Source organism: Cnuibacter physcomitrellae (assembly GCF_014640535.1).
Lineage (GTDB): Bacteria > Actinomycetota > Actinomycetes > Actinomycetales > Microbacteriaceae > Cnuibacter > Cnuibacter physcomitrellae.
Map to the genome: position 1 here is coordinate 273,528 of NZ_BMHD01000001.1, position 17,864 is coordinate 291,391.

18 protein-coding genes are annotated in these 17,864 nt (G+C 72.3%); 8 read left to right on the top strand and 10 right to left on the bottom strand.

Annotated features, from left to right (window positions below; all coding sequences use genetic code 11):
* Positions 1 to 12: 12 nt before the first annotated feature.
* From IEX69_RS01305 to IEX69_RS01330, 6 genes are all read right to left on the bottom strand, one after another.
* Positions 13 to 1,302: an MFS transporter gene (locus tag IEX69_RS01305; protein WP_085019341.1), complete on the bottom strand. Its 1,290-nt coding sequence runs from the start codon at positions 1,300 to 1,302 to the stop codon at positions 13 to 15.
* A 66-nt stretch (positions 1,303 to 1,368) separates the two neighbouring features.
* Positions 1,369 to 1,857, bottom strand: a complete 489-nt coding sequence (locus IEX69_RS01310) for an FBP domain-containing protein (protein WP_085019342.1) — start codon at positions 1,855 to 1,857, stop codon at positions 1,369 to 1,371.
* Positions 1,858 to 2,072: 215 nt separating this feature from the next.
* Complete coding sequence (locus IEX69_RS01315; RefSeq protein ID WP_085019343.1) at positions 2,073 to 3,095, bottom strand: metal ABC transporter substrate-binding protein; 1,023 nt, start codon at positions 3,093 to 3,095, stop codon at positions 2,073 to 2,075.
* 50 nt (positions 3,096 to 3,145) lie between these two features.
* Entirely contained in the window at positions 3,146 to 4,582 is a 1,437-nt protein-coding gene (locus IEX69_RS01320) for a hypothetical protein (protein ID WP_085019344.1), read from the bottom strand.
* Positions 4,583 to 4,669: 87 nt separating this feature from the next.
* The gene (locus IEX69_RS01325; RefSeq protein WP_085019345.1) at positions 4,670 to 5,440 is read right to left on the bottom strand and encodes a TIGR03943 family putative permease subunit; all 771 of its coding nucleotides are present in this window, start codon (positions 5,438 to 5,440) and stop codon (positions 4,670 to 4,672) included.
* Positions 5,433 to 6,479, bottom strand: a complete 1,047-nt coding sequence (locus IEX69_RS01330; protein ID WP_085019346.1) for a permease — start codon at positions 6,477 to 6,479, stop codon at positions 5,433 to 5,435. The genes IEX69_RS01325 and IEX69_RS01330 overlap by 8 nt, the downstream gene beginning before the upstream one ends.
* A gap of 119 nt (positions 6,480 to 6,598) precedes the next feature.
* On the opposite strand from IEX69_RS01330, the gene IEX69_RS01335 reads away from it, so the two are divergent.
* A complete protein-coding gene (locus tag IEX69_RS01335; RefSeq protein WP_085019347.1) occupies positions 6,599 to 6,904 on the top strand; it encodes a hypothetical protein in 306 nt (101 codons plus the stop codon).
* A gap of 131 nt (positions 6,905 to 7,035) precedes the next feature.
* Here IEX69_RS01335 and denD read toward each other — a convergent pair whose 3' ends face one another.
* Positions 7,036 to 8,004 (bottom strand): D-erythronate dehydrogenase, encoded by a 969-nt coding sequence (denD, locus tag IEX69_RS01340; RefSeq protein WP_085019348.1) that lies wholly within the window; start codon positions 8,002 to 8,004, stop codon positions 7,036 to 7,038.
* Between the two features lie 67 nt (positions 8,005 to 8,071).
* Positions 8,072 to 9,421, bottom strand: a complete 1,350-nt coding sequence (locus IEX69_RS01345) for a condensation domain-containing protein (protein ID WP_085019349.1) — start codon at positions 9,419 to 9,421, stop codon at positions 8,072 to 8,074.
* A 49-nt stretch (positions 9,422 to 9,470) separates the two neighbouring features.
* Here IEX69_RS01345 and IEX69_RS01350 point away from each other — a divergent pair, with 49 nt between their 5' ends.
* From IEX69_RS01350 to IEX69_RS01380, 7 genes are all read left to right on the top strand, one after another.
* Positions 9,471 to 10,250, top strand: coding sequence for an alpha/beta fold hydrolase (locus IEX69_RS01350; RefSeq protein ID WP_085019350.1), 780 nt, complete (start codon positions 9,471 to 9,473; stop codon positions 10,248 to 10,250).
* Between the two features lie 175 nt (positions 10,251 to 10,425).
* Complete coding sequence (chrA, locus tag IEX69_RS01355) at positions 10,426 to 11,646, top strand: chromate efflux transporter (protein WP_085019351.1); 1,221 nt, start codon at positions 10,426 to 10,428, stop codon at positions 11,644 to 11,646.
* A gap of 193 nt (positions 11,647 to 11,839) precedes the next feature.
* On the top strand, positions 11,840 to 12,442 hold the full coding sequence (locus tag IEX69_RS01360) for a sigma-70 family RNA polymerase sigma factor (RefSeq protein ID WP_085019352.1): 603 nt from the start codon (positions 11,840 to 11,842) through the stop codon (positions 12,440 to 12,442).
* Positions 12,439 to 13,422 (top strand): anti-sigma factor, encoded by a 984-nt coding sequence (locus tag IEX69_RS01365; RefSeq protein ID WP_085019353.1) that lies wholly within the window; start codon positions 12,439 to 12,441, stop codon positions 13,420 to 13,422. The genes IEX69_RS01360 and IEX69_RS01365 overlap by 4 nt, the downstream gene beginning before the upstream one ends.
* Complete coding sequence (locus tag IEX69_RS01370) at positions 13,419 to 14,483, top strand: NAD-dependent epimerase/dehydratase family protein (protein ID WP_085019354.1); 1,065 nt, start codon at positions 13,419 to 13,421, stop codon at positions 14,481 to 14,483. The genes IEX69_RS01365 and IEX69_RS01370 overlap by 4 nt, the downstream gene beginning before the upstream one ends.
* Entirely contained in the window at positions 14,483 to 15,145 is a 663-nt protein-coding gene (locus tag IEX69_RS01375; protein WP_085019355.1) for a glycosyltransferase family 2 protein, read from the top strand. The genes IEX69_RS01370 and IEX69_RS01375 overlap by 1 nt, the downstream gene beginning before the upstream one ends.
* Before the next feature lie 201 nt (positions 15,146 to 15,346).
* Complete coding sequence (locus IEX69_RS01380; protein WP_085019356.1) at positions 15,347 to 15,994, top strand: TIGR04282 family arsenosugar biosynthesis glycosyltransferase; 648 nt, start codon at positions 15,347 to 15,349, stop codon at positions 15,992 to 15,994.
* 95 nt (positions 15,995 to 16,089) lie between these two features.
* Here IEX69_RS01380 and IEX69_RS01385 read toward each other — a convergent pair whose 3' ends face one another.
* On the bottom strand, positions 16,090 to 16,527 hold the full coding sequence (locus IEX69_RS01385; protein ID WP_085019357.1) for a hypothetical protein: 438 nt from the start codon (positions 16,525 to 16,527) through the stop codon (positions 16,090 to 16,092).
* Complete coding sequence (locus tag IEX69_RS01390) at positions 16,524 to 17,738, bottom strand: molybdopterin-dependent oxidoreductase (RefSeq protein ID WP_085019358.1); 1,215 nt, start codon at positions 17,736 to 17,738, stop codon at positions 16,524 to 16,526. Before IEX69_RS01390 ends, IEX69_RS01385 begins: the two co-directional genes overlap by 4 nt.
* Positions 17,739 to 17,864: the final 126 nt, after the last annotated feature.

The window sequence follows — 17,864 nt, forward strand, 5'->3', positions numbered from 1 at the left end:
CGACGCGGCGTGCTACGCCCCGTCGCCCGACCCGGCCGGGGCGGCGCGCGCGGCTCGGAGCGCCGCACGGCCCGAGGGCAGCAGGATCGCGATGACGACCGTGACGATGGTCAGCGCCCCGGCGACGACGAGCAGCGTCTGGACGCTGACGACATCGGCGGCCGGCCCGAACACCAGCATGCCGGCCGGGGTGGCCAGGGCCATCACGATGCTGACGTAGCTGAACACCCGGCCGTGCATCTCGGGCCTCACCGTCTCCTGGATCAGCGTCATGAAGGGGGCCGAGAACCAGGGCACCAGCAACCCGAACAGGAACATCAGCACGTAGAACACGAGGAGCGTGGGGCTGAGCCCCATGCCGACGGTGAGGACGGCGAACCCGAACGTCGAGATCAGGATGAGCGTCATGGGCGGGCGCTTGGCGAGCACCGTCGAGACCAGAACGCCACCCGCGAGCATGCCGAGCCCGAAGGCGAGCTCGAGCACGGTCAGCATCCACGCCTCCTCGCCGAACGTGCGCGCGACCATGAGCGGGGTGATGAAGGACGGGGCGACCGTCAGGAGGAAGATGATGGCGAACACGACGAGGAGCCAGCGCACGACGCCGTTGCTCCAGATGAAGCGCATGCCCTCCACGAGGTCGGTCCGGTACGACGTCCGGCGCTCGGCGACCCGCTCCAGGGTCGGGACCCGGACGAGGGCGAGCAGTCCGATGCCGATCGCCGCGGTGACGACGTCGATGAAGAAGGCAGGGACGATGCCGAACAACCCGAACACCGCCCCGGCCGCGGCAGGCGCGAGCAGGGTCATCGCGGACTGGATCGTCCCGAACAGGCCGTTCACGCGCATCAGCTGATCCGGCGGGGTGATCTGCGGGATCATCGCCTGCACCGCGGGGGTCTGGAACCCGGCGCCGACCGAGCGCACGCCGACGGCGAGCAGGATGATCCAGAGATCGGTGACGCCCGCGAGCATGAGCAGGGCGAGGGCGAGCGTGGTGACGGCGATGGCCCCGTCGGAGAGCATCACGAGGACGCGCCGGTTCATCCGGTCGGCGAGCGTGCCGCCGAAGAGGGAGACGACGCCCTGGGGGGCGAAGGCGGCGAGGGCGTAGAGCGCCACCGCCAGGCCCGACTTCGTCTCGAGCGTGACGTACCACATCACCGCGTACTGGACGATCATGGAGCCGAACAGTGAGACGGTCTGCCCGCTCAGGAACAGCCCGACGTTGCCCTTCCACGCGGGTGCGATCGCGGGCGCGGTGGGCGGATCCGCGGTCGCCCGCTCGTCGTCGGGGGTCATGTGAACAGCGTACACATGACCCCCGACAACCGGGCCGGTCCGACACCGCGACCGACCGGGGATGCCTCAGGCGGAGTCGCGGATGTCGCGCACGAAGTTGTCGACGTGCACGCGGAGCGCCTGGATGCGGCGCTCGCGCTCGGCCGCCTGATCGAACCCGATGTACGCGGGAGGCGCCGGCCTGCGCACGTTCGCCGGGCACTGGAACTCAGCGCAGACGAGGGTGCCGACGGTGTCGCCGTTGCGACCCGCCTTGCCCGCGCGTCGGGCGCTGAACATGACCACGTCGTTGGGGAGGGTGACGTCCTCGCACCACGAGCACTGCGGGCGCGCTCGGATGCGTCCCTCCGACTGCCGGAGGACGATCCCGGTGGGCTCGTCGTCGAGGAGGGTGATCACGCAGCCGACCATCGGCTGCTTGCGGTCGCGCCATCCGAGGTAGTCGAGGCGATCCCACGGGAGCTCGTCGAGGGCGGGCAGGAGCAGCGAGGCGCGCTCGCGCTGGGAGACGTTGATGAGACTGGCGCGGATGTCGCGCTCGGTGAGGGTGTGCATGAGGTTCCTTGCGTCTGGAAGAAGCCCGCGCCTGGCTCCAGGAGCGGGCGGGGTTCAGGGTCAGACGGGACTACCTCGGGTCGGCGCCGAACGCGCCGAAGACCTCCCTCTGCCGCGAGGGCTTCGTCTCGGAGATGTGCACGAGTCAAGCCTACGCCGCGAGGGAGGTCCGTGGCCTCTGCCGCATCGGGAGGCGGCAGGGGTGGAGCGCCGCGCTACGTCAGGGCGTCGGCGACGGCCTTGACGTTGGCGGTCATCCACGAGATGTAGTCGTCCCCGTCGGGAAGCGTCTCGGTGAAGCCGACCACCGGGATGCCCGCCGCGGTCGCGGCGTCGGCGACCTGTTGGGTCTCGCCCCCGACGGTCTGCTCGTTGTAGGCGAGCATCGCGACCGCCTTGTCGGTCATGAGCTGGATCGTCTCCTGCAGGACGAGGGGCGGCACGTCGGTGCCCTCCTCGATGGCCTCGCTGAACTCCTCCGGGGTCTTGTTGACCAGGCCCGCGGCCTCGAGCAGGTAGAGCGGCACGGGCTCGGTGATCGCCACTCCCTCACCGCTGTGCTTGGCCTTGATGTCCTCGACGCTCGTCGTCAGCGTCGCGAGCTGCCCGGAGAAGGTCTCGTAGTTGGCCTGGAACGTCGCCGCGTCGGCGGGGTCGGCGTCACTCAGCGCCTGCGCGAGCTGCTTGGCGAGCGCGTCCATGGCCGGGAAGCTGTACCAGACGTGCTCGTTGAACCCCTCGACGTGATCGTGGCCGTCACCGTCGTCGGCACCGTGCGTGTGGTCGGCATCCTCGGTGTGGGAGGGATCGTCGGTGTGGGAGGCGTCGTCGCCCGCGTCCGCGCCCTCGGTGGGCATCAGGCCCGAGATCTCGGCGGCGTTCAGGACGACCGCCCCCGTGTTCCCCGCCGAGGACAGCATGGAGTCGACGAAGGGGTCGTATCCGCCGCCGTTCTCGATCACCACGGTGGCCTCGGAGAGGGCGAGCTGGTCGCGGGCCGTGGCCTCGTACTCGTGGGGGTCCTGGGCCGGGTCGTCGATGATGCTCGTGACCTGGACGTCTTCGCCCCCGATCGCCTGGGCGATGCTGCCGTACACGTTCGTGGAGGCGACCACGCTGAGGGTTCCGGCCCCGGCGGACGCGGACGGACTCGTCGAGGAGGGGGTGGACGAGCAGGCGGACAGCAGGGCGATGGCGGCGAGCGCGCCGGTGGCGACGACGACGGGACGAGACTTCATGCCGTCAGCCTAGACGGTAATGATAACCGTTCTCAAATCGAGGACGGATCTCAGGTGCACCAGCTCGGCATGAAGCCGTTCACCGAGCGCGAGGAGTCGCCCGTGGTCAGGTCGACGAAGTACGTCAGCACGTTCTCGTAGCCCGTCACGGTGTACGTGTCGACGCGGGCGTCCTTCGACACCACCTCGACGGCGAGGTACTGGCCGTTGGGGGAGGCGCAGAAGTCGGTGATGCGCGATCCTTCCGTGGGCGGGGCGAACACGGTGCGCACGCCCTCGGGGCCGGCGGACACCAACCTGGACCCGAGCGGCGCGGTGGACTGCGCGTAGTCGACCCGATCCAGCTGCTGCACGTACTGGTCGGCCCCCGTGGGGACGATCTTCCCGGGATACTCGTCGGGTTCGGCCTGGATCGGCGTCCTCGTCCAGGGCGTCGTGGCGCCGTCGGTGAGGTCGATCGCGGAGTCTCCCTCCGGGTCGCCGACGATGAGGGTGGCGGACCCCGGCAGGAAGCCGCGGATCTCGGTGTGGCGCCCGATCGGCGACGAGGTCCCGGTGAGCCCGTCGACCAGGTAGAGCTGCTGGTCCTGGGCCTGGGCCACCAGGCTCGACGTGCCCGGGACGAAGGCCCAGGACACCACGTAGAGCGGTTGGCCGTCGAGCGAGGTCACGACCACGGGTCGTCCGGAGGAGGCCGTGGGGTCGTAGACGAGGAGGGCGCTGCGGTAGGTGCTGCCATCGTCGGCGGTTCCGCCGTTGACGGTGTAGCCGAACAGGCCCGCCGAGGGCGCGGAGCGCAGGGTGGTGATGATCGCTCCGTCCGGGGTGAACACCGGGTACGGCCCCGCCCCGTCGGTGCCGTGGAGGACGAGCGAGTCGGATCCGTCCGCTGCGGACTCGACGGTGGCGATCATGCTGTCGGTCGCCGCGAACTCCTCGATGCGCTCCGCGGTGGCCGGCGCTGCGCCCGAGCCGGAGGGGTCGACGACGGTGCTCCGCACGATGGAGTCCGGCATCTTCACGTCGGAGGCGTCGTGCCGGTAGTCGCGCACCAGCGTGTAGACGTCGGCGTCGGGAGTGGTGAACGAGTACGAGGACGTCGCCTCGGTGCCCGTGTCGGAGCCGCGCAGCGCCACCGACACCGTGTACTCCGTCGCGTAGCGGAGCATGCCGTCGAACGTGACGACGACGCTGGACCCGTCGGACGCCACCGAGTACGGGACGTCGGGCGTGATGGTGATGTCGTCGGGGGTGACGGCGTCGGTGCGCTGGTCGACGTCGAGGGTGAGCCGCTGGCCGGCTCGGGACACCGCGGCGGTCTCGTTGACGGATCCGGACGAGACGCGGGGCCCGCGCACCACCGACGCCACGCCCAGCCCCGCCGCGAGCACGGCCAGGATGCCGATCGTCGCGAGGACCGTCGTCGTGAAGTGCGGCCCCCGAGGGGCACGGGAACCGCGTCTGCTCGTCCTCTCCTCGGCGGTCATCCCGACCAGCCCCTGCGGGTCCGCGGTCCAGCGGCTCGGATCAGCGGTCGTGCGAGGTCAGTAGTCACGAGGTCAGTAGTCACGAGGTCAGTAGTCATACGGATCGCTCGGCTCGTCGATCGGCTCGAGCACGGTCGGCGTCAGCGTGTAGGCGGCGGTGCTCGCCGACACCGGGTTGGGCGAGAAGGCGCCGGTGACGTGGACCCAGGCTCCCTCCTGGACGGTGTCCTGCCATCCCGGGCTGTAGACCGGCACGCCCGCGGGCTGGGCGTCGACCGCGCAGCAGGTGATCACGTAGCGCGCCACGTAGAGAAGGTCGGGGCTGTCGGGGGAGGCCATCACGAACCCGGTCAGGTCGGCCGTCCGGCCGTCGGCGAAGTCGCCGCCCTGGCGGAGCACCGACGCCCAGTCCTTCACGCTGAAGGTGGCCGTGTCGGTGCCCGTGAGCAGCTCGGTCGAGGGGGCGGACACGGTCGTGGCGTTGTCGAGCTGGGCGGTGCTCGCCGAGGTCGTCGACAGCGTCGAGGGCGGGAACACCACGAGCACGACGGCGGCGACCGCCACGGCGACCAGCGTGCCCGCCGCCGTCAGTCCGCGCCGGACGGGGGATCGACCGCCGGTGCCGTGGTCGTGCTCGTGGTCGTGCCCGTGCTCGTCGTCGGCGTCGCCGCGGGCCGGCACGAGGGCGAACGCGGCGATCACGGCGACGCCGGCGATCACCGCCATGACGACCGTGAAGACGAAGTACCGGGGATGGATGTACAGGCCGAGGCTCCCGTCGACGGCGAGCCAGAGGATGGCGGCCACGCCCAGCAGGCTGATGACGACGCCGCGCCAGCGGTCGAGCAGTCTAGACAAGCAGGTTCACCCCGAATCCGAGGACGAGCGTGGTGAGCGCCACCACGCTGACGAGCACGACGAGGGCTCTCGTCGTGAAGGTCGTGCGCATCATCGCGATCATCTTCACGTCGACCATCGCGCCGAAGACGAGGAACGCGACGATCGATCCCGGCGTGAACGTCGCGCCGAAGGCGAGGATGAAGAAGGCGTCGACGTTGGAGCAGATCGCGACGATGAACGCGAGGGCCATGAGCGCCAGCACCGACCAGATCGGGTTCGCGCCGAGCGCCCCGAGCACGTCTCGGGAGACCCCGACCTGGATGGCGCCGGCGATCAGCGAACCGATCACGAGAGCCGGCAGCATGGTCGCGGTCTCCTCCGCGAAGCCGGCGACGGCGCGGCGCATCCGACGGCCGCTGACCGGATGGTCGCGGTGCACCCGGCACGAGGCCGAGAACTCCGGGGTGAGCAGCCGCTCGGGCTCGGGGTGGCGGCTGAACAGCCAGCCGACGAGGTTCGCGATGACGAAGCCGCCCACGATGCGCCCGGCCAGGATGCCGTCGTTCCAGCCGAACGCCTGATACGTCGTGACGATCGTGACCGGGTTGAGGATGGGGGCGGCCAGCAGGAACGTGGCCGCCTCGGGGACGCCGACGCCCTTGATCACGAGTCCGCGCGCCAGGGGCACGTTGCCGCACTCGCAGACGGGCAGGAGCACGCCGAGAAGGGAGAGGACGGCGCGGCGGGCGGTGCGATTGCGGGGCAGGATGCGGTGGATCACCCGGTCGGGCACCCAGATCTGCACGACGACCGACAGCAGGACGCCGAGGAACACGAAGGGCAGCGACTCGATGATGACGCTCGTCGACAGCGTCACGAAGTCGCGGAGCGCCTCGGGCAGGGACAGGTCGTCCCAGCCCGCGGTCACCGTCCGGATCGCGATCAGGGCCGCGAGGGCGGCGACCCCCACGCCGAGGCCGAGCAGGCTGCTGCGGCGCCCAGGGCGTGCCGTACCCGCGGGCGATGGCCCGCGGCGTGTGAGGAGGTCGCCGGTCACGGGCACATCGTACGGGCCCCGCCTCGGCGCACCCTCCGCTTCCGGTGAGCGGATCGCGCAGAGGGGGGACGCGGGACTCCCTGCGGCGGAGACGAGCTCCGCTCCGCTAGCGTGACCGCATGACGATGTCCGACGGTCCGATGCCGGCTCCGGAACGGAGGCGTCCGCGTCTCAATCCGTTCTCGATCGCTCTCGCTGCGGTCGCGATCTCCGGCATCGTGGGCGGGATGCTCCTCGAGTTCGCCGCATCGACGGCGTCGACCGACTGGACCCTGGGGTACGCGGACTCCGCCGCCTACGCCGCTGCGGCATGGACGCGGTCCAGCGCCACGTGGTCGAAACTCCTCCTCGTGAGCGGCGTCGTCGGATTCGTGGGCTGTCTGGTCGTCGAAGGTGTGGCGTGGGACGCCCGGAGGCGCCGGTAGCTGCCCTCTGGACCCTGCTGCACGCTCGGCGTTCGCGGATCGGGGTCTGGATGTTCGCGGGTTCGGGGACTGTGGCGACATGATGCCTGCGGCGTCAGGCTGCTCGGCCAGGCAAACGGAGGGCGGCGCCGTCAGGAGAGGAACTCCGTGATGACGTCGTCGAAGGAGGGGACAGGGGAGAGGCCGAGTGACGCGGCGCGGGGGGTGGAGAAGCGCGAGGGCCAGGTGCCGACGATCGCCTCGATGGCCGGGTCCGGGATCCAGTCGACGAGGGAGGCGACCTCGGGCCCGGCGATGCGGCCGAGCGCGGCGACCATCTCGCGCGGGGTCGTCGTCAGGGCGGGCAGCGACATCGCCGTCGTGCTGCCCCACTCGGCGTCGGTCACCTCGAGGGCGCGCAGTATCCCGGAGAGGGTCGCGGAGGGCGACGACAGGGCGACGGGCATGTCGGGGTCGACGGGGCAGGCGGCCCGGACCCCGGCGAGCGGCTCGCGGATGATCCCGGAGAGGAAGCTCGACGCGGCTGCGTTCGGCCTGCCGGGCCGGACGGCCACGGTCATGAGACGAACGCTCCGCCCCCGCACCAGTCCCCGCCGGGTGTAGTCGGTCACGAGGTGCTCGCCGATCAGCTTCTGGATGCCGTAGCTCGACTGCGGGGTCGGGAGGGTGTCGTCGGCGATCACGCCGAGCGGAGCCAGGGCGGGGTCGCGCCCGAACACCGCGAGCGAGCTCGAGAACACCAGCACGGGCGGTGTGCGCCAGGTCCGCACCGCGTCGAGGAGGGCGCGCAGCCCGTCGAGGTTGCTGCGGAGCCCCGCGTCGAGATCGGCCTCCGCCGCTCCGCTGACCACGCCCGCGAGGTGGACCACCGCGTCCGACTCGCCGATCGTCGCGAGGACGTCCGGATCGTCGAGCGACCCGACCACCGCGGTGACGCGCGGGTCGTCGGCGAGGTCGGGCTGCGGCGGGACCACGTCGAGCAGCACGAGCCCGGACACCGCGTCGGGCGTCGCGCCGCCCACGCCCACGGCGGACGAGAGGAGCCGTCGGGCGAGGAGCGTACCGAGGAAGCCGGAGCCTCCGGTGATCAGGATGCGCATGCGTGCTCCAGGGGGATGGTGTGCCGTCGGGTGAGGTGGGTGCCGCGGGAGCCGGAGCCGCCGGTGATCAGGATGCGCATGCGTGCTCCTTCAGGTCGGTCTCGAGCGCGTCGAGCCAGCGGCCGAGGCTGTCGCGCGCTTCCTCGGTGTCGGGGTAGCGGCAGCGGAGGTGCATGCCGGAGGTGTTCACGATGAACCAGATCATGACGGCGTCGGTCGAGATGACCGCGGAGACGTACTGCGCCTCGAGCTCGGCGGGCAGGGCGACCGGCAGGCGTCGGACGTCGAGCCACGACAGGGCGAACATCCCCCGCGGCTCCACCATCCCGCCGTACGGGGCCAGCAGCGGAGCGAGCGGGTACCCGCCGAGCGTGATCGCCCGGGCGACGTCGGCCGCGCAGGCGACGGGATCCGCGTCCTCGCACTCCAGGATCGAGTTCGTGATGAACCAGCCGACGGAGTGGCGCCAGCGCTCCTCGAACCTGCTGTGCACGGGGAACACCGCGCGCAGTGGCGCGTCGGCCAGGCGCCGGGTGACGGAGGCGAGCGAGGCGGTGGCGAGCGAGAGCGCCCGGACCCCGCGGGCCCGGGCAGCTGCCTCGAACCGCGACAGCTCCTCCGGACCGAGCACGTCGCGGATCTCCACCACGGCCTCCCTCGGTTCGGCCAGCGTCCCGAGCGGGAGCGGGAAGGCGGGCATGACGCCCCCGGTGTCCTCGAGCGCGGCGGCCCAGTCCCGTCGCACCTCGTCCGGTGCCGGGGGCATCGCCTCGAGCGCCGCCGTGTGCTCCGCGAAGGCGGGGAAGGGCGGGCCGTCGTCCCGGACGGCGCCCGCCTCGCCGGATGCGGCGCCCGCCTCGCCGGATGCAGGGAGCGTCCGGTCGAGCAGACCCAGGACATCGCGGCCGAGCACGGCGAGCGACCACATGTCGACGTGGGCGTGGTCCGACGCGATGACGCACATCGGCCGGCGGTCGGCCTCGCCGTCCCCGGGCTCGACGAGGCACACGAGGTGGGACGGCGCGGCGAAGGGCCGGCACTCCGTGTCGAGCACCGCGCGCAGCACCGCCCGGGCGTCCTCGCCGGCGCCGACCGGATGCTCGGACCAGCCTGCCGAGGCGACCTCGGTCTCGTGGAGCCGCAGGGCGCCGTCGTCACTCCGCGAGAAGACCGTGCGCAGGGTGCCGTGGCGGGCGACGACCTCCAGCCACGCCGCCTCGAGCTCGGCCGTGGTCGTCGGCCGGGGGAGTCGGAACGCCAGCGCCATCCACGACCCCGGCCGGTCGCCGGCGCCGACATGGCGTCCCTGATCGAACGACACGGGCACCTCCCGGACCGGATCGCCGACCGCCCGGAGGCGCAGGCTGTGCAGTCGACCGGTCGACAGCGACATCTGGGCGACGGTGGTGAGGCGCATGGCGTCGTAGTGTAGGGATCCACGGTTTCGAACAGATTGCGGAGGCGGTGTGCCGGTACTCGACGTCCGCGGCGCGACCATCGACTACGAGATCGAGGGATCCGAAGGGCCCCTCGTGGTGCAGCTGCACGGACTCACGTCCAGTCGCACACGGGACGCGCTGCTCGGGCTCGACCTCGGCCGCTCGTTGCGGGCCCATCGCATCCTCCGCTACGACGCCCGAGGGCACGGACGCTCGACGGGGTCCACGTCGAAGGGCGACTACGGATGGCAGGCCCTCGCGGGCGACCTCCTCGCCCTCCTCGACCACATCGCTCCGGGGGAGCGGGTGCACGGGGTCGGGCCCTCGATGGGCACGGGCACGTTGCTCCACGCGGCCGTCCAGGATCCCGAGCGGTTCGCCACCCTCACGCTGGTGACCCCGCCCACGGCGTGGAAGCGGCGCAAGGAGCAGGCGGCCGTGTACCTCCGGAACGCCGATCAGGTCGAGCGCCTCGGGACCGTCGCGCTCGTGGAGTCGGGCAGCACCGCGCCCGTGCCGCCGGCCCTCGCCGACGCGCCGCTCACGCGCCCTACCGTGGCCGAGGATCTGCTGCCCACCGTGCTCCGAGGGGCCGCGAAGACGGACTTCCCGCCGAAGAAGGCGATCAAGAGGATCGAGACGCCCACGCTCATCCTGGCCTGGACCGGCGACCGCACGCATCCGGTCAAGACGGCGAACACGCTGGCGGAGCTGCTGCCGCACAGCCGGATGGTGCTCGCGCGCACGCCGTACGGGGTCATGGCGTGGCCGGGCCTCTTCGCCGAGCACGTCACCCTCCACGAGTAGCGGTGCTCGCGCACGCCGTACGGGGTCATGGCGTGGCCGGGCCTCTTCGCCGAGCACGTCACCCTGCACGAGTAGCGGTGCTCGCGCGCGCGCCGTCTCGGGTCGTGGCCCGGGCGCGCACCCCCGACGCCGACATCAGCCCCGGCCGGACACCTCCACCCGGTAGGGTTCGCGCGTGAGCTCGGCCGTCGACGACATCCCCGCCTCCCGCGCCGGAACGCCGTGGGAGGTCTTCCGCGTCTTCCTCCGCCTGGGGGTCACGTCGTTCGGCGGCCCAATCGCCCATCTCGGCTACTTCCGCGACGAGATCGTGACCCGGCGCCGGTGGCTGGGCGATCGCGAGTACGGCGACCTCGTCGCCCTCTGCCAGTTCCTGCCCGGGCCGGCCTCGAGCCAGGTGGGCTTCGGACTGGGCCTGCTGCGCGCGGGTCCGTTCGGCGCGCTCGCGGCGTTCCTCGCCTTCACGCTCCCGTCCGCGATCCTGATGGTCGCGTTCGCCTACGGCGCCGCGCTGTTCGAGGGACCGGTGGGCGCCGGCATCCTGGACGGCCTGAAGATCGTCGCCGTCGCCATCGTCGCCCAGGCCGTCTGGGGGATGGCGAGGACGCTCACGCCGGACGCCCGGCGCGCCGGCATCGCCGTCGTCGCCGCGGTCCTGGCCACGGCGCTCGCCGGCTCCCTCGGGCAGATCGGGGCGATCGTAGTGGGTGCGGTCGCCGGTCTCCTGCTGTGCCGAGCGGCGCCCGCGGAGGCCGACGATCTCGTCCGCTTCCCCGTCGCCCGGTGGGCGGGGGTGACGTGCCTGGTGCTCTTCGTGGTGCTTCTCGTGGGCACGCCCGCGGTCGTCGCCCTGACCGGGTCGGGCGGTCTCGACCTGTTCGACGCGTTCTACCGGGCGGGCGCCCTCGTCTTCGGCGGCGGACACGTGGTGCTGCCGCTGCTGCAGGCCGGAGTGGTCGACACGGGGTGGGTCTCGGACGGCCAATTCCTGGCCGGATACGGGGCAGCGCAGGCGGTGCCGGGTCCGCTGTTCACGTTCTCGGCCTACCTCGGGGCGCTCTCGGACGTGGGTCCGGGGGGAGTCGCGGGTGCGGCCATCGCCCTCGTCGGAGTCTTCCTGCCCGGGTTCCTGCTGCTCACCGGGGTGCTGCCGTTCTGGAACGGCTTCCGCCGGCGCACCTGGGCTCAGGCGCTGATGCGCGGGGCGAACGCGGCGGTGGTGGGCATCCTCGCCGCGGCGCTGTACTCGCCCGTCTTCACCACCGCGATCGTCGGACCGGCGGAGTTCTGCCTGGGCCTGGTGTGCTTCGTGCTGCTCATCGCCTTCCGGCTGCCCGCGTGGGCGGTGGTGCTCGTCGGAGCGGCCGGCGGGGTGGTGCTCGCATTCCTTCCCTGACCGGCCCGCACCCCGGCCTGCCGGCACGCGCCCCGGCCTGCCGGCCCGCACCCCGGCCTGCCGGCTCGCGCCCCGGCCCGCCCGGCTCACGCCGGCCCCGACCGTGACCAATCCGCCGGGCGGCTCGCTCCGAACCTCCTGATGAAGACGCGGGAGCACGACCCGGTCGCGACGGTCAGGAGGGTTTCCTGCAATGCTGAGGATCGTGAGCAGCGAAGAACCACCGCCCGGCCAGACAGAGGATCCGGTGGCGGTGCCGCTCGAGGATCTGATGGCCGGGATCGCCCAGGGCGACCAGGAGGCGTTCAGCGCTCTCTACGACCGCACGGCGTCCCGGGTGCTCGGCCTGGTCCAGCGTCTGCTGATCGACCACGCGCAATCGGAGGAGGTGACGCAGGAGGTGTTCCTGGAGGTCTGGCGCACCGCGCCGCGCTTCGACGCGACGCGCGGCAGCACGATGTCGTGGTTGCTCACGATGGGTCACCGCAGGGCGGTGGACCGCATCCGCTCCTCCCAGTCGAGCCACGATCGCGATGAGCGCATCGGCATCCGAGATCTCGAGAGCGGCTACGACGTCGTCGCCGAGTCGGCCGAGATCCGGATCGAGAACGAGCGCGTGAAGCGGGCGCTCGCGCAGCTCACCGAGCTGCAGCGGCAGGCGATCGAGATGGCCTACTACGGCGGTCTCACCCACACCGAGATCTCCGCGACGCTCTCCGTGCCGGTCGGCACGGTCAAGACCCGGCTGCGCGACGGGATGATCAGGCTCAGGGATGCGATGGGAGTGACGGCATGACCGGCGATGGACTGCGACCCGGTGACGACCTCGACCGGTCGGCCGCGGCCGCCGCGCACGCGCTCGACGCGACCGACCACGAGGAGGCCGCCGCCGTCGAGCGGGCCGCCGACCGGTCGTCCGTGGCGCGCGAGGAGCTCGACGCCTTCCGTGAGACGGCGGGGATGCTCGGTCTCGCCGCGGCTCCCGTCGAGCCGTCGGCGGCGCTCAAGTCGGACCTGATGGCGAAGATCGCCCTCACGCCCCAGGACCGTCCGGTCGCGGATCGTGAGGTCGCGGCGGCGGAGGACGCGTCGAGGGATCCCAAGCCCGACAGCCCTGCAGCCGACGCCCCGTCAGCCGACGCGGGCCTGGCCCGGCTGGGCCTCGTCGACTCCGTCCCGCTCCAGGCGGACGACCCCCGGCTCGGCGGAGAGCCTGCCGCCGAGCCGTCCGGCGGCATCGAGGACGAGACCACGGTGTCCTCCCGCACGGGATCGCCCTCCCAGGCTGAGCGCCGGGCGGAGCGCAGGTGGTTCTCGCGTCCGGCGCTGCTGCTCGGCGGCGTCGCCGCCGCGGCCGCGCTGCTGGTCGGCGGTGTGGCGGGTGCGGCGATCACGAGCTCCGTCACCGACACGTCCGCGGTGACGGCGTCGGCGGAGCAGCTCGCCGCCATCACCTCGGCACCCGACTCGAAGACGGCCCGATCGACCATGGAGGACGGCAGCACCGCGACCGTCGTGTGGTCGGACTCGATGGCGCAGTCGGCCGTGCTCGTCGACGGGCTGAGCGCCCTGCCGAGCGACCGGACCTACGAGGCCTGGTACGTCGGCTCCGACGAGGTCGTTCCGGCGGGCACCTTCCAGGCCGGCGACGGCACCACCTGGCACGTGCTCGACGGCTCGATGACCCACGGCGCCGCCATCGCCGTGACCGTCGAGCCGGCCGGCGGATCGGACCAGCCGACGTCCGTCCCGATCCTGGTGGTCGAGAGCGCATGACCAGGCTGCTCGTCACCGGCGGCGCGGGCTTCATCGGCGGGGAGATCGTCACCGCCGCCCTCGACGCGGGCTGGGACGTGCGCATCCTCGACTCCCTCCGCCCCGACGTGCACGGCCCCGCGCTCCCCGCGGTCGACCCGCGGGCGGAGCTCGTGGTCGGCTCGGTCACCGACCCAGACGACGTCGCCGGTGCCCTGGCCGGGGTCGACGTGGTGTCCCATCAGGCCGCGAAGGTCGGCCTCGGCGTCGACTTCTCGGATGCGCCCGACTACGCCGGGAGCAACGTCACCGGCACGGCCGTCGTCCTGGCCGGCATGGCCGAGGCGGGCGTCCGCGCGCTCGTCGTGGCGTCGTCGATGGTGGTCTACGGCGAGGGCGCCTACCTCGGTCCGCGCGGCCTGGTCCGTCCTCCCGCGCGGGCGGTCGCCGATCTCGACGCCGGGCGCTTCGACCCGCGCGACCCGGAGACCGGGATCGCGCTCGTGCCGACCCTCGTCGACGAGAGCGCGCCGCTCGATCCCCGCAACGTGTACGCGACCACGAAGCTGGCCCAGGAGCACCTGGCGTCGTCGTGGGCCAGGTCCGTCGGCGGTACCGTGATCGCGCTCCGCTACCACAACGTCTACGGTCCGGGCATGCCGCAGAACACGCCGTATGCGGGAGTGGCGTCGCTCTTCCGGTCCGCCCTCGAGCGGGGAGAGGCTCCACGTGTGTTCGAGGACGGGGCGCAGCGGCGCGACTTCGTGCACGTCCGTGACGTGGCCCGCGCGAACGTCGCCGCCCTCGACGCCGTGCGGCACCCGTCCGCCGCGTTCCGGGCGTACAACGTCGGCAGCGGTCACGTGCACACGGTGGGCGAGGTGGCGGCGGCGCTCAGTGCGGCCGCCGGCGGACCGGAGCCCGTCGTGACGGGGGACTACCGCCTCGGCGACGTGCGCCACATCACCGCCTCATCGCAGAGGATCGCCGACGACCTCGGCTGGGCGGCCACCGAGCCCTTCGACGACGGGATGCGCGAGTTCGCGAGCGCGCCGTTGCGCTCCGCGGTGGTGGCGGCCTGATGGCCGACGCGACCGTCGACGTCATTCTCCCGGCGCTGGACGAGGCACGAGCGCTGCCCTGGGTCCTCGGCAGGCTCCCCGTCGGATACCGCGCGATCGTCGTCGACAACGGGTCCACCGACGGCACCGCCGAGGTGGCGGCCGAGCGCGGCGCCACCGTGGTCACCGAGACCCGGAGGGGGTTCGGGTCGGCGGCTCACGCGGGGCTCGTCGCCGCCACCGCTCCGCTCGTGGCGTTCTGCGACGCGGACGCCTCGATGGACCCGGCTGAGCTGCCCCGCCTGGTGGAGTACGTCTCCGGCGGGCGCGCCGACCTGGTCCTGGGGCGCCGGCGACCGAGTGCGCGGGGCGCCTGGCCACCGCACGCTCGGGTGGCCAACCGAGGTCTCGCGGGTCTGATCCGTCGCGCCACGGGGCTGCGCCTGCACGACCTCGGTCCGATGCGCGTGGCGCGCCGGGAGGACCTGCTGAGCCTCGACCTCCTCGACCGGCGCAGCGGCTACCCGCTCGAGATGCTGCTGCGCGCCTCGCGGGCGGGATGGCGTGTCGTCGAGCTGGACACCTCGTACGCGCCCCGCGTGGGGCGCTCGAAGGTCACCGGCACCGTTCGCGGCACGATCGGAGCGGTGCGCGACATGTCGAGGCTCCTCAGGGCGGGCTGAGCGAGCCGGTCGGCCCTGCGGCTCCGACCATCGGAGCGGTGCGCGACATGTCCCGGCTCCTCCGAGCGGGCTGAGCAGGACCGGTCGTCCGCGGGGGACGCTCCTGGTTCCTGGGAGCACGCTGAACAGAATCGCCCTCCGCCCCATCCGACTCGGCCTCCGCCGCGAATGACCCATGCAGGAGTCATCGAGGAGGTCGCCGTGGTCGCCGCAGTCGTCATCGCCAAGGAGTGCGTTCCGGGCCGGGTGAAGACCCGACTCAACCCGCCGCTGAGCCTCGAGCAGGCGGCCGAGGTCGCTGCCGCGAGCCTGGCGGACACGGTCGACGTGATCACGAGCCTCCCGTTCACTCGGCGGATCCTCGCGTACGCGGGGGAGAACGCCCCCGTCTCGGCCGACTGGGAGGTGCTGCCGCAGACGTCGGGCACCCTCGACCTCCGCCTCGGCGACGTGTTCGACGCCGTCGGGGAGCCGATGGTGCTCATCGGCATGGACACGCCGCAGGTCTCGGCGAGACACCTGGTGCCGCTCCTGCGCGGGTGGCCGGACGATGCCGACTCCGTGTTCGGTCCGGCGCTCGACGGCGGGTTCTGGGCGCTCGGCATGAGGGAGCCGGACGGCGACCTCATCCGCGGCGTGCCGATGTCGCAGGACTTCACCGGCCGGGCTCAGCTGGCGCGGCTCCGCACTGCGGGTCACCGGGTGCGGATGCTGCCCGAGCTCGACGACGTCGACACCGTCGACGACGCCCTCCGCATCGCGGCGGAGGCTCCCCGCACCCGGTTCGCGGCCGCCCTCCGGGGTGCCCTCGGCGAGATCGGCGCCGTCGAGATCCCCGTCACGGCCTGAGCGAGAACAGCAGCCCGGCGTCCTCGCTGCCTGAACCTCTCGCGTGGCCCTTGCCTCCGCGAGAGGTCACAAAGGCAGCGAGAGTCGGGGGCCCCTCACGGCCTGCGGCGGGACGCTATCCGCGTGCTCATGGCGATCGCCAGGCAGACGAGGGCCGTCACCGCGGCGAGCGCGACCCACATCCACGCCAGTCGCGCGGCGTAGTCGAACGGCACGACCGTGGGGTTGGGGTTGCCGATCGTGGTCGCCCGGATCTCCGGCACGATCACGAGGGTGAGCACGGCCCCGACCACCACGGCGACCTGGGCGACGACGAGGTACACGGGGCGGATCCGTCGCCCCGTGCGCCTCAGCAGCAGATCGAGGCCGAAGACGACGGGCGCGAGCACGCCGTCGTGGAGCACGATGGCGGCGAGCAGCCACGCGCCCACGCCGACGATCTGCGGGACCGTCTGCTCGGCGGCCAGCACCACCGCTCCGAGTGCGATGACAGCGGCGCCCGCCGCGATGAGGATCCGTCTCGCCCACCTCATGCCGGGTCCACCTCGATCCGCGAGAGCCACTTCGTCTGGAGCACTCCCGGCCTTCCGGGAGCGATGATGCGGGCCGGGTAGCCGTGCTGGAGGTCGAGGTCGGCTCCGCCCAGTCGCAGAGCGACGAGCGTCGAGGGATCGGAGGAGTACTCGCCGCCCATCCGGGTCTGCCGGTAGGCGCCCTCGGTCTCCAGGCTCGTCACCGTCACCGGCGCATCCGGGCCGGCGCCCACCTCGTCGAGCAGGACGCGGACCGGGACGCCGGTCCAGGTGGCGGTCTGGCTCCATCCCTCGACGCACGCGATCGGCAGCTCGGCGGTGGTCTGCGGGAGGGCGAGCAGCTCGGCTCGGCTGAACGCTCTGGTGGTGGCGCCGGCGGTGACCACGAGCGCCCAGCCCGGGTCGAGAGCGGATGCGCTCACCTGCGCCTGCTCGGCCGTCCGGTTCACCGGGAGGGACTGCGGCCCGTACCCCTGCTTGCGCGGGGCGAACACGTTCACCGGGTCGAGGACGCGGAAGGACTGGCCGGCGGTGAGCGCGACGACGCCCACCACGGACGCCCCGACCGCCGTGAGGAAGCCGCGTCGTGAGACCTCGGGGGAGCGGCGCGGGGTCTCATCGATCCAGCGGAAGACCCGCCCCGTGAGGCCGCGAGCCGGCGCCGTCGGCTGCTCCACGTCGTCCGCGGACTCCGCCCGCCGCCTCGTCCAGTAGCGGGCGATCACGGGCAGCTTCACGCCGATGTGCACCGCCAGCGAGCCGATCACGACGAACGCGAGGGCGAAGTGCACCTCACGGAAGCCGAACGGCCACGGGTACCACTGGAAGGTGTTCACCAGCCCGATCGCGACCTCGACCAGCGAGGCTCCGACGAACAGCGCGATCGAGGCGCGCTCGAGCAGGTGCAGCGGTCCGCGCACGAGCGGAGTCTGGAAGAGCTGCGGGTAGACCGCGTAGAGCTTTCCGAGGATCAGCGGGACGCAGGCGATGCCCGCCGTCACGTGGATGCCCTGGGTCACCTGATACAGCCAGGACGGCGAGGGGGAGAAGCGCATCCCGGGCAGGGGCTCCTGGAGGAAGTGGCTGTAGAGACCTGTCGCGAAGCAGATCAGGAACGCCGCTCCCAGCAGTCTGCCGATGACGACCGCCATCCGAGGCGTCCTCGACGGCGTCGTGAGTGCGATCCGCGTGCGATGGAGCAGTTCGCGCATGTCCGCCCCCTCTCGTCGGTTCGGTGCAGAACGGATTCGGATCCCAACCTGAAAACGGGCTGGGAAATGTCGGGTCCGACCCCTCTGACGGACCGACGGCGGCGAACCCCCGGTGTCCGGCAATCG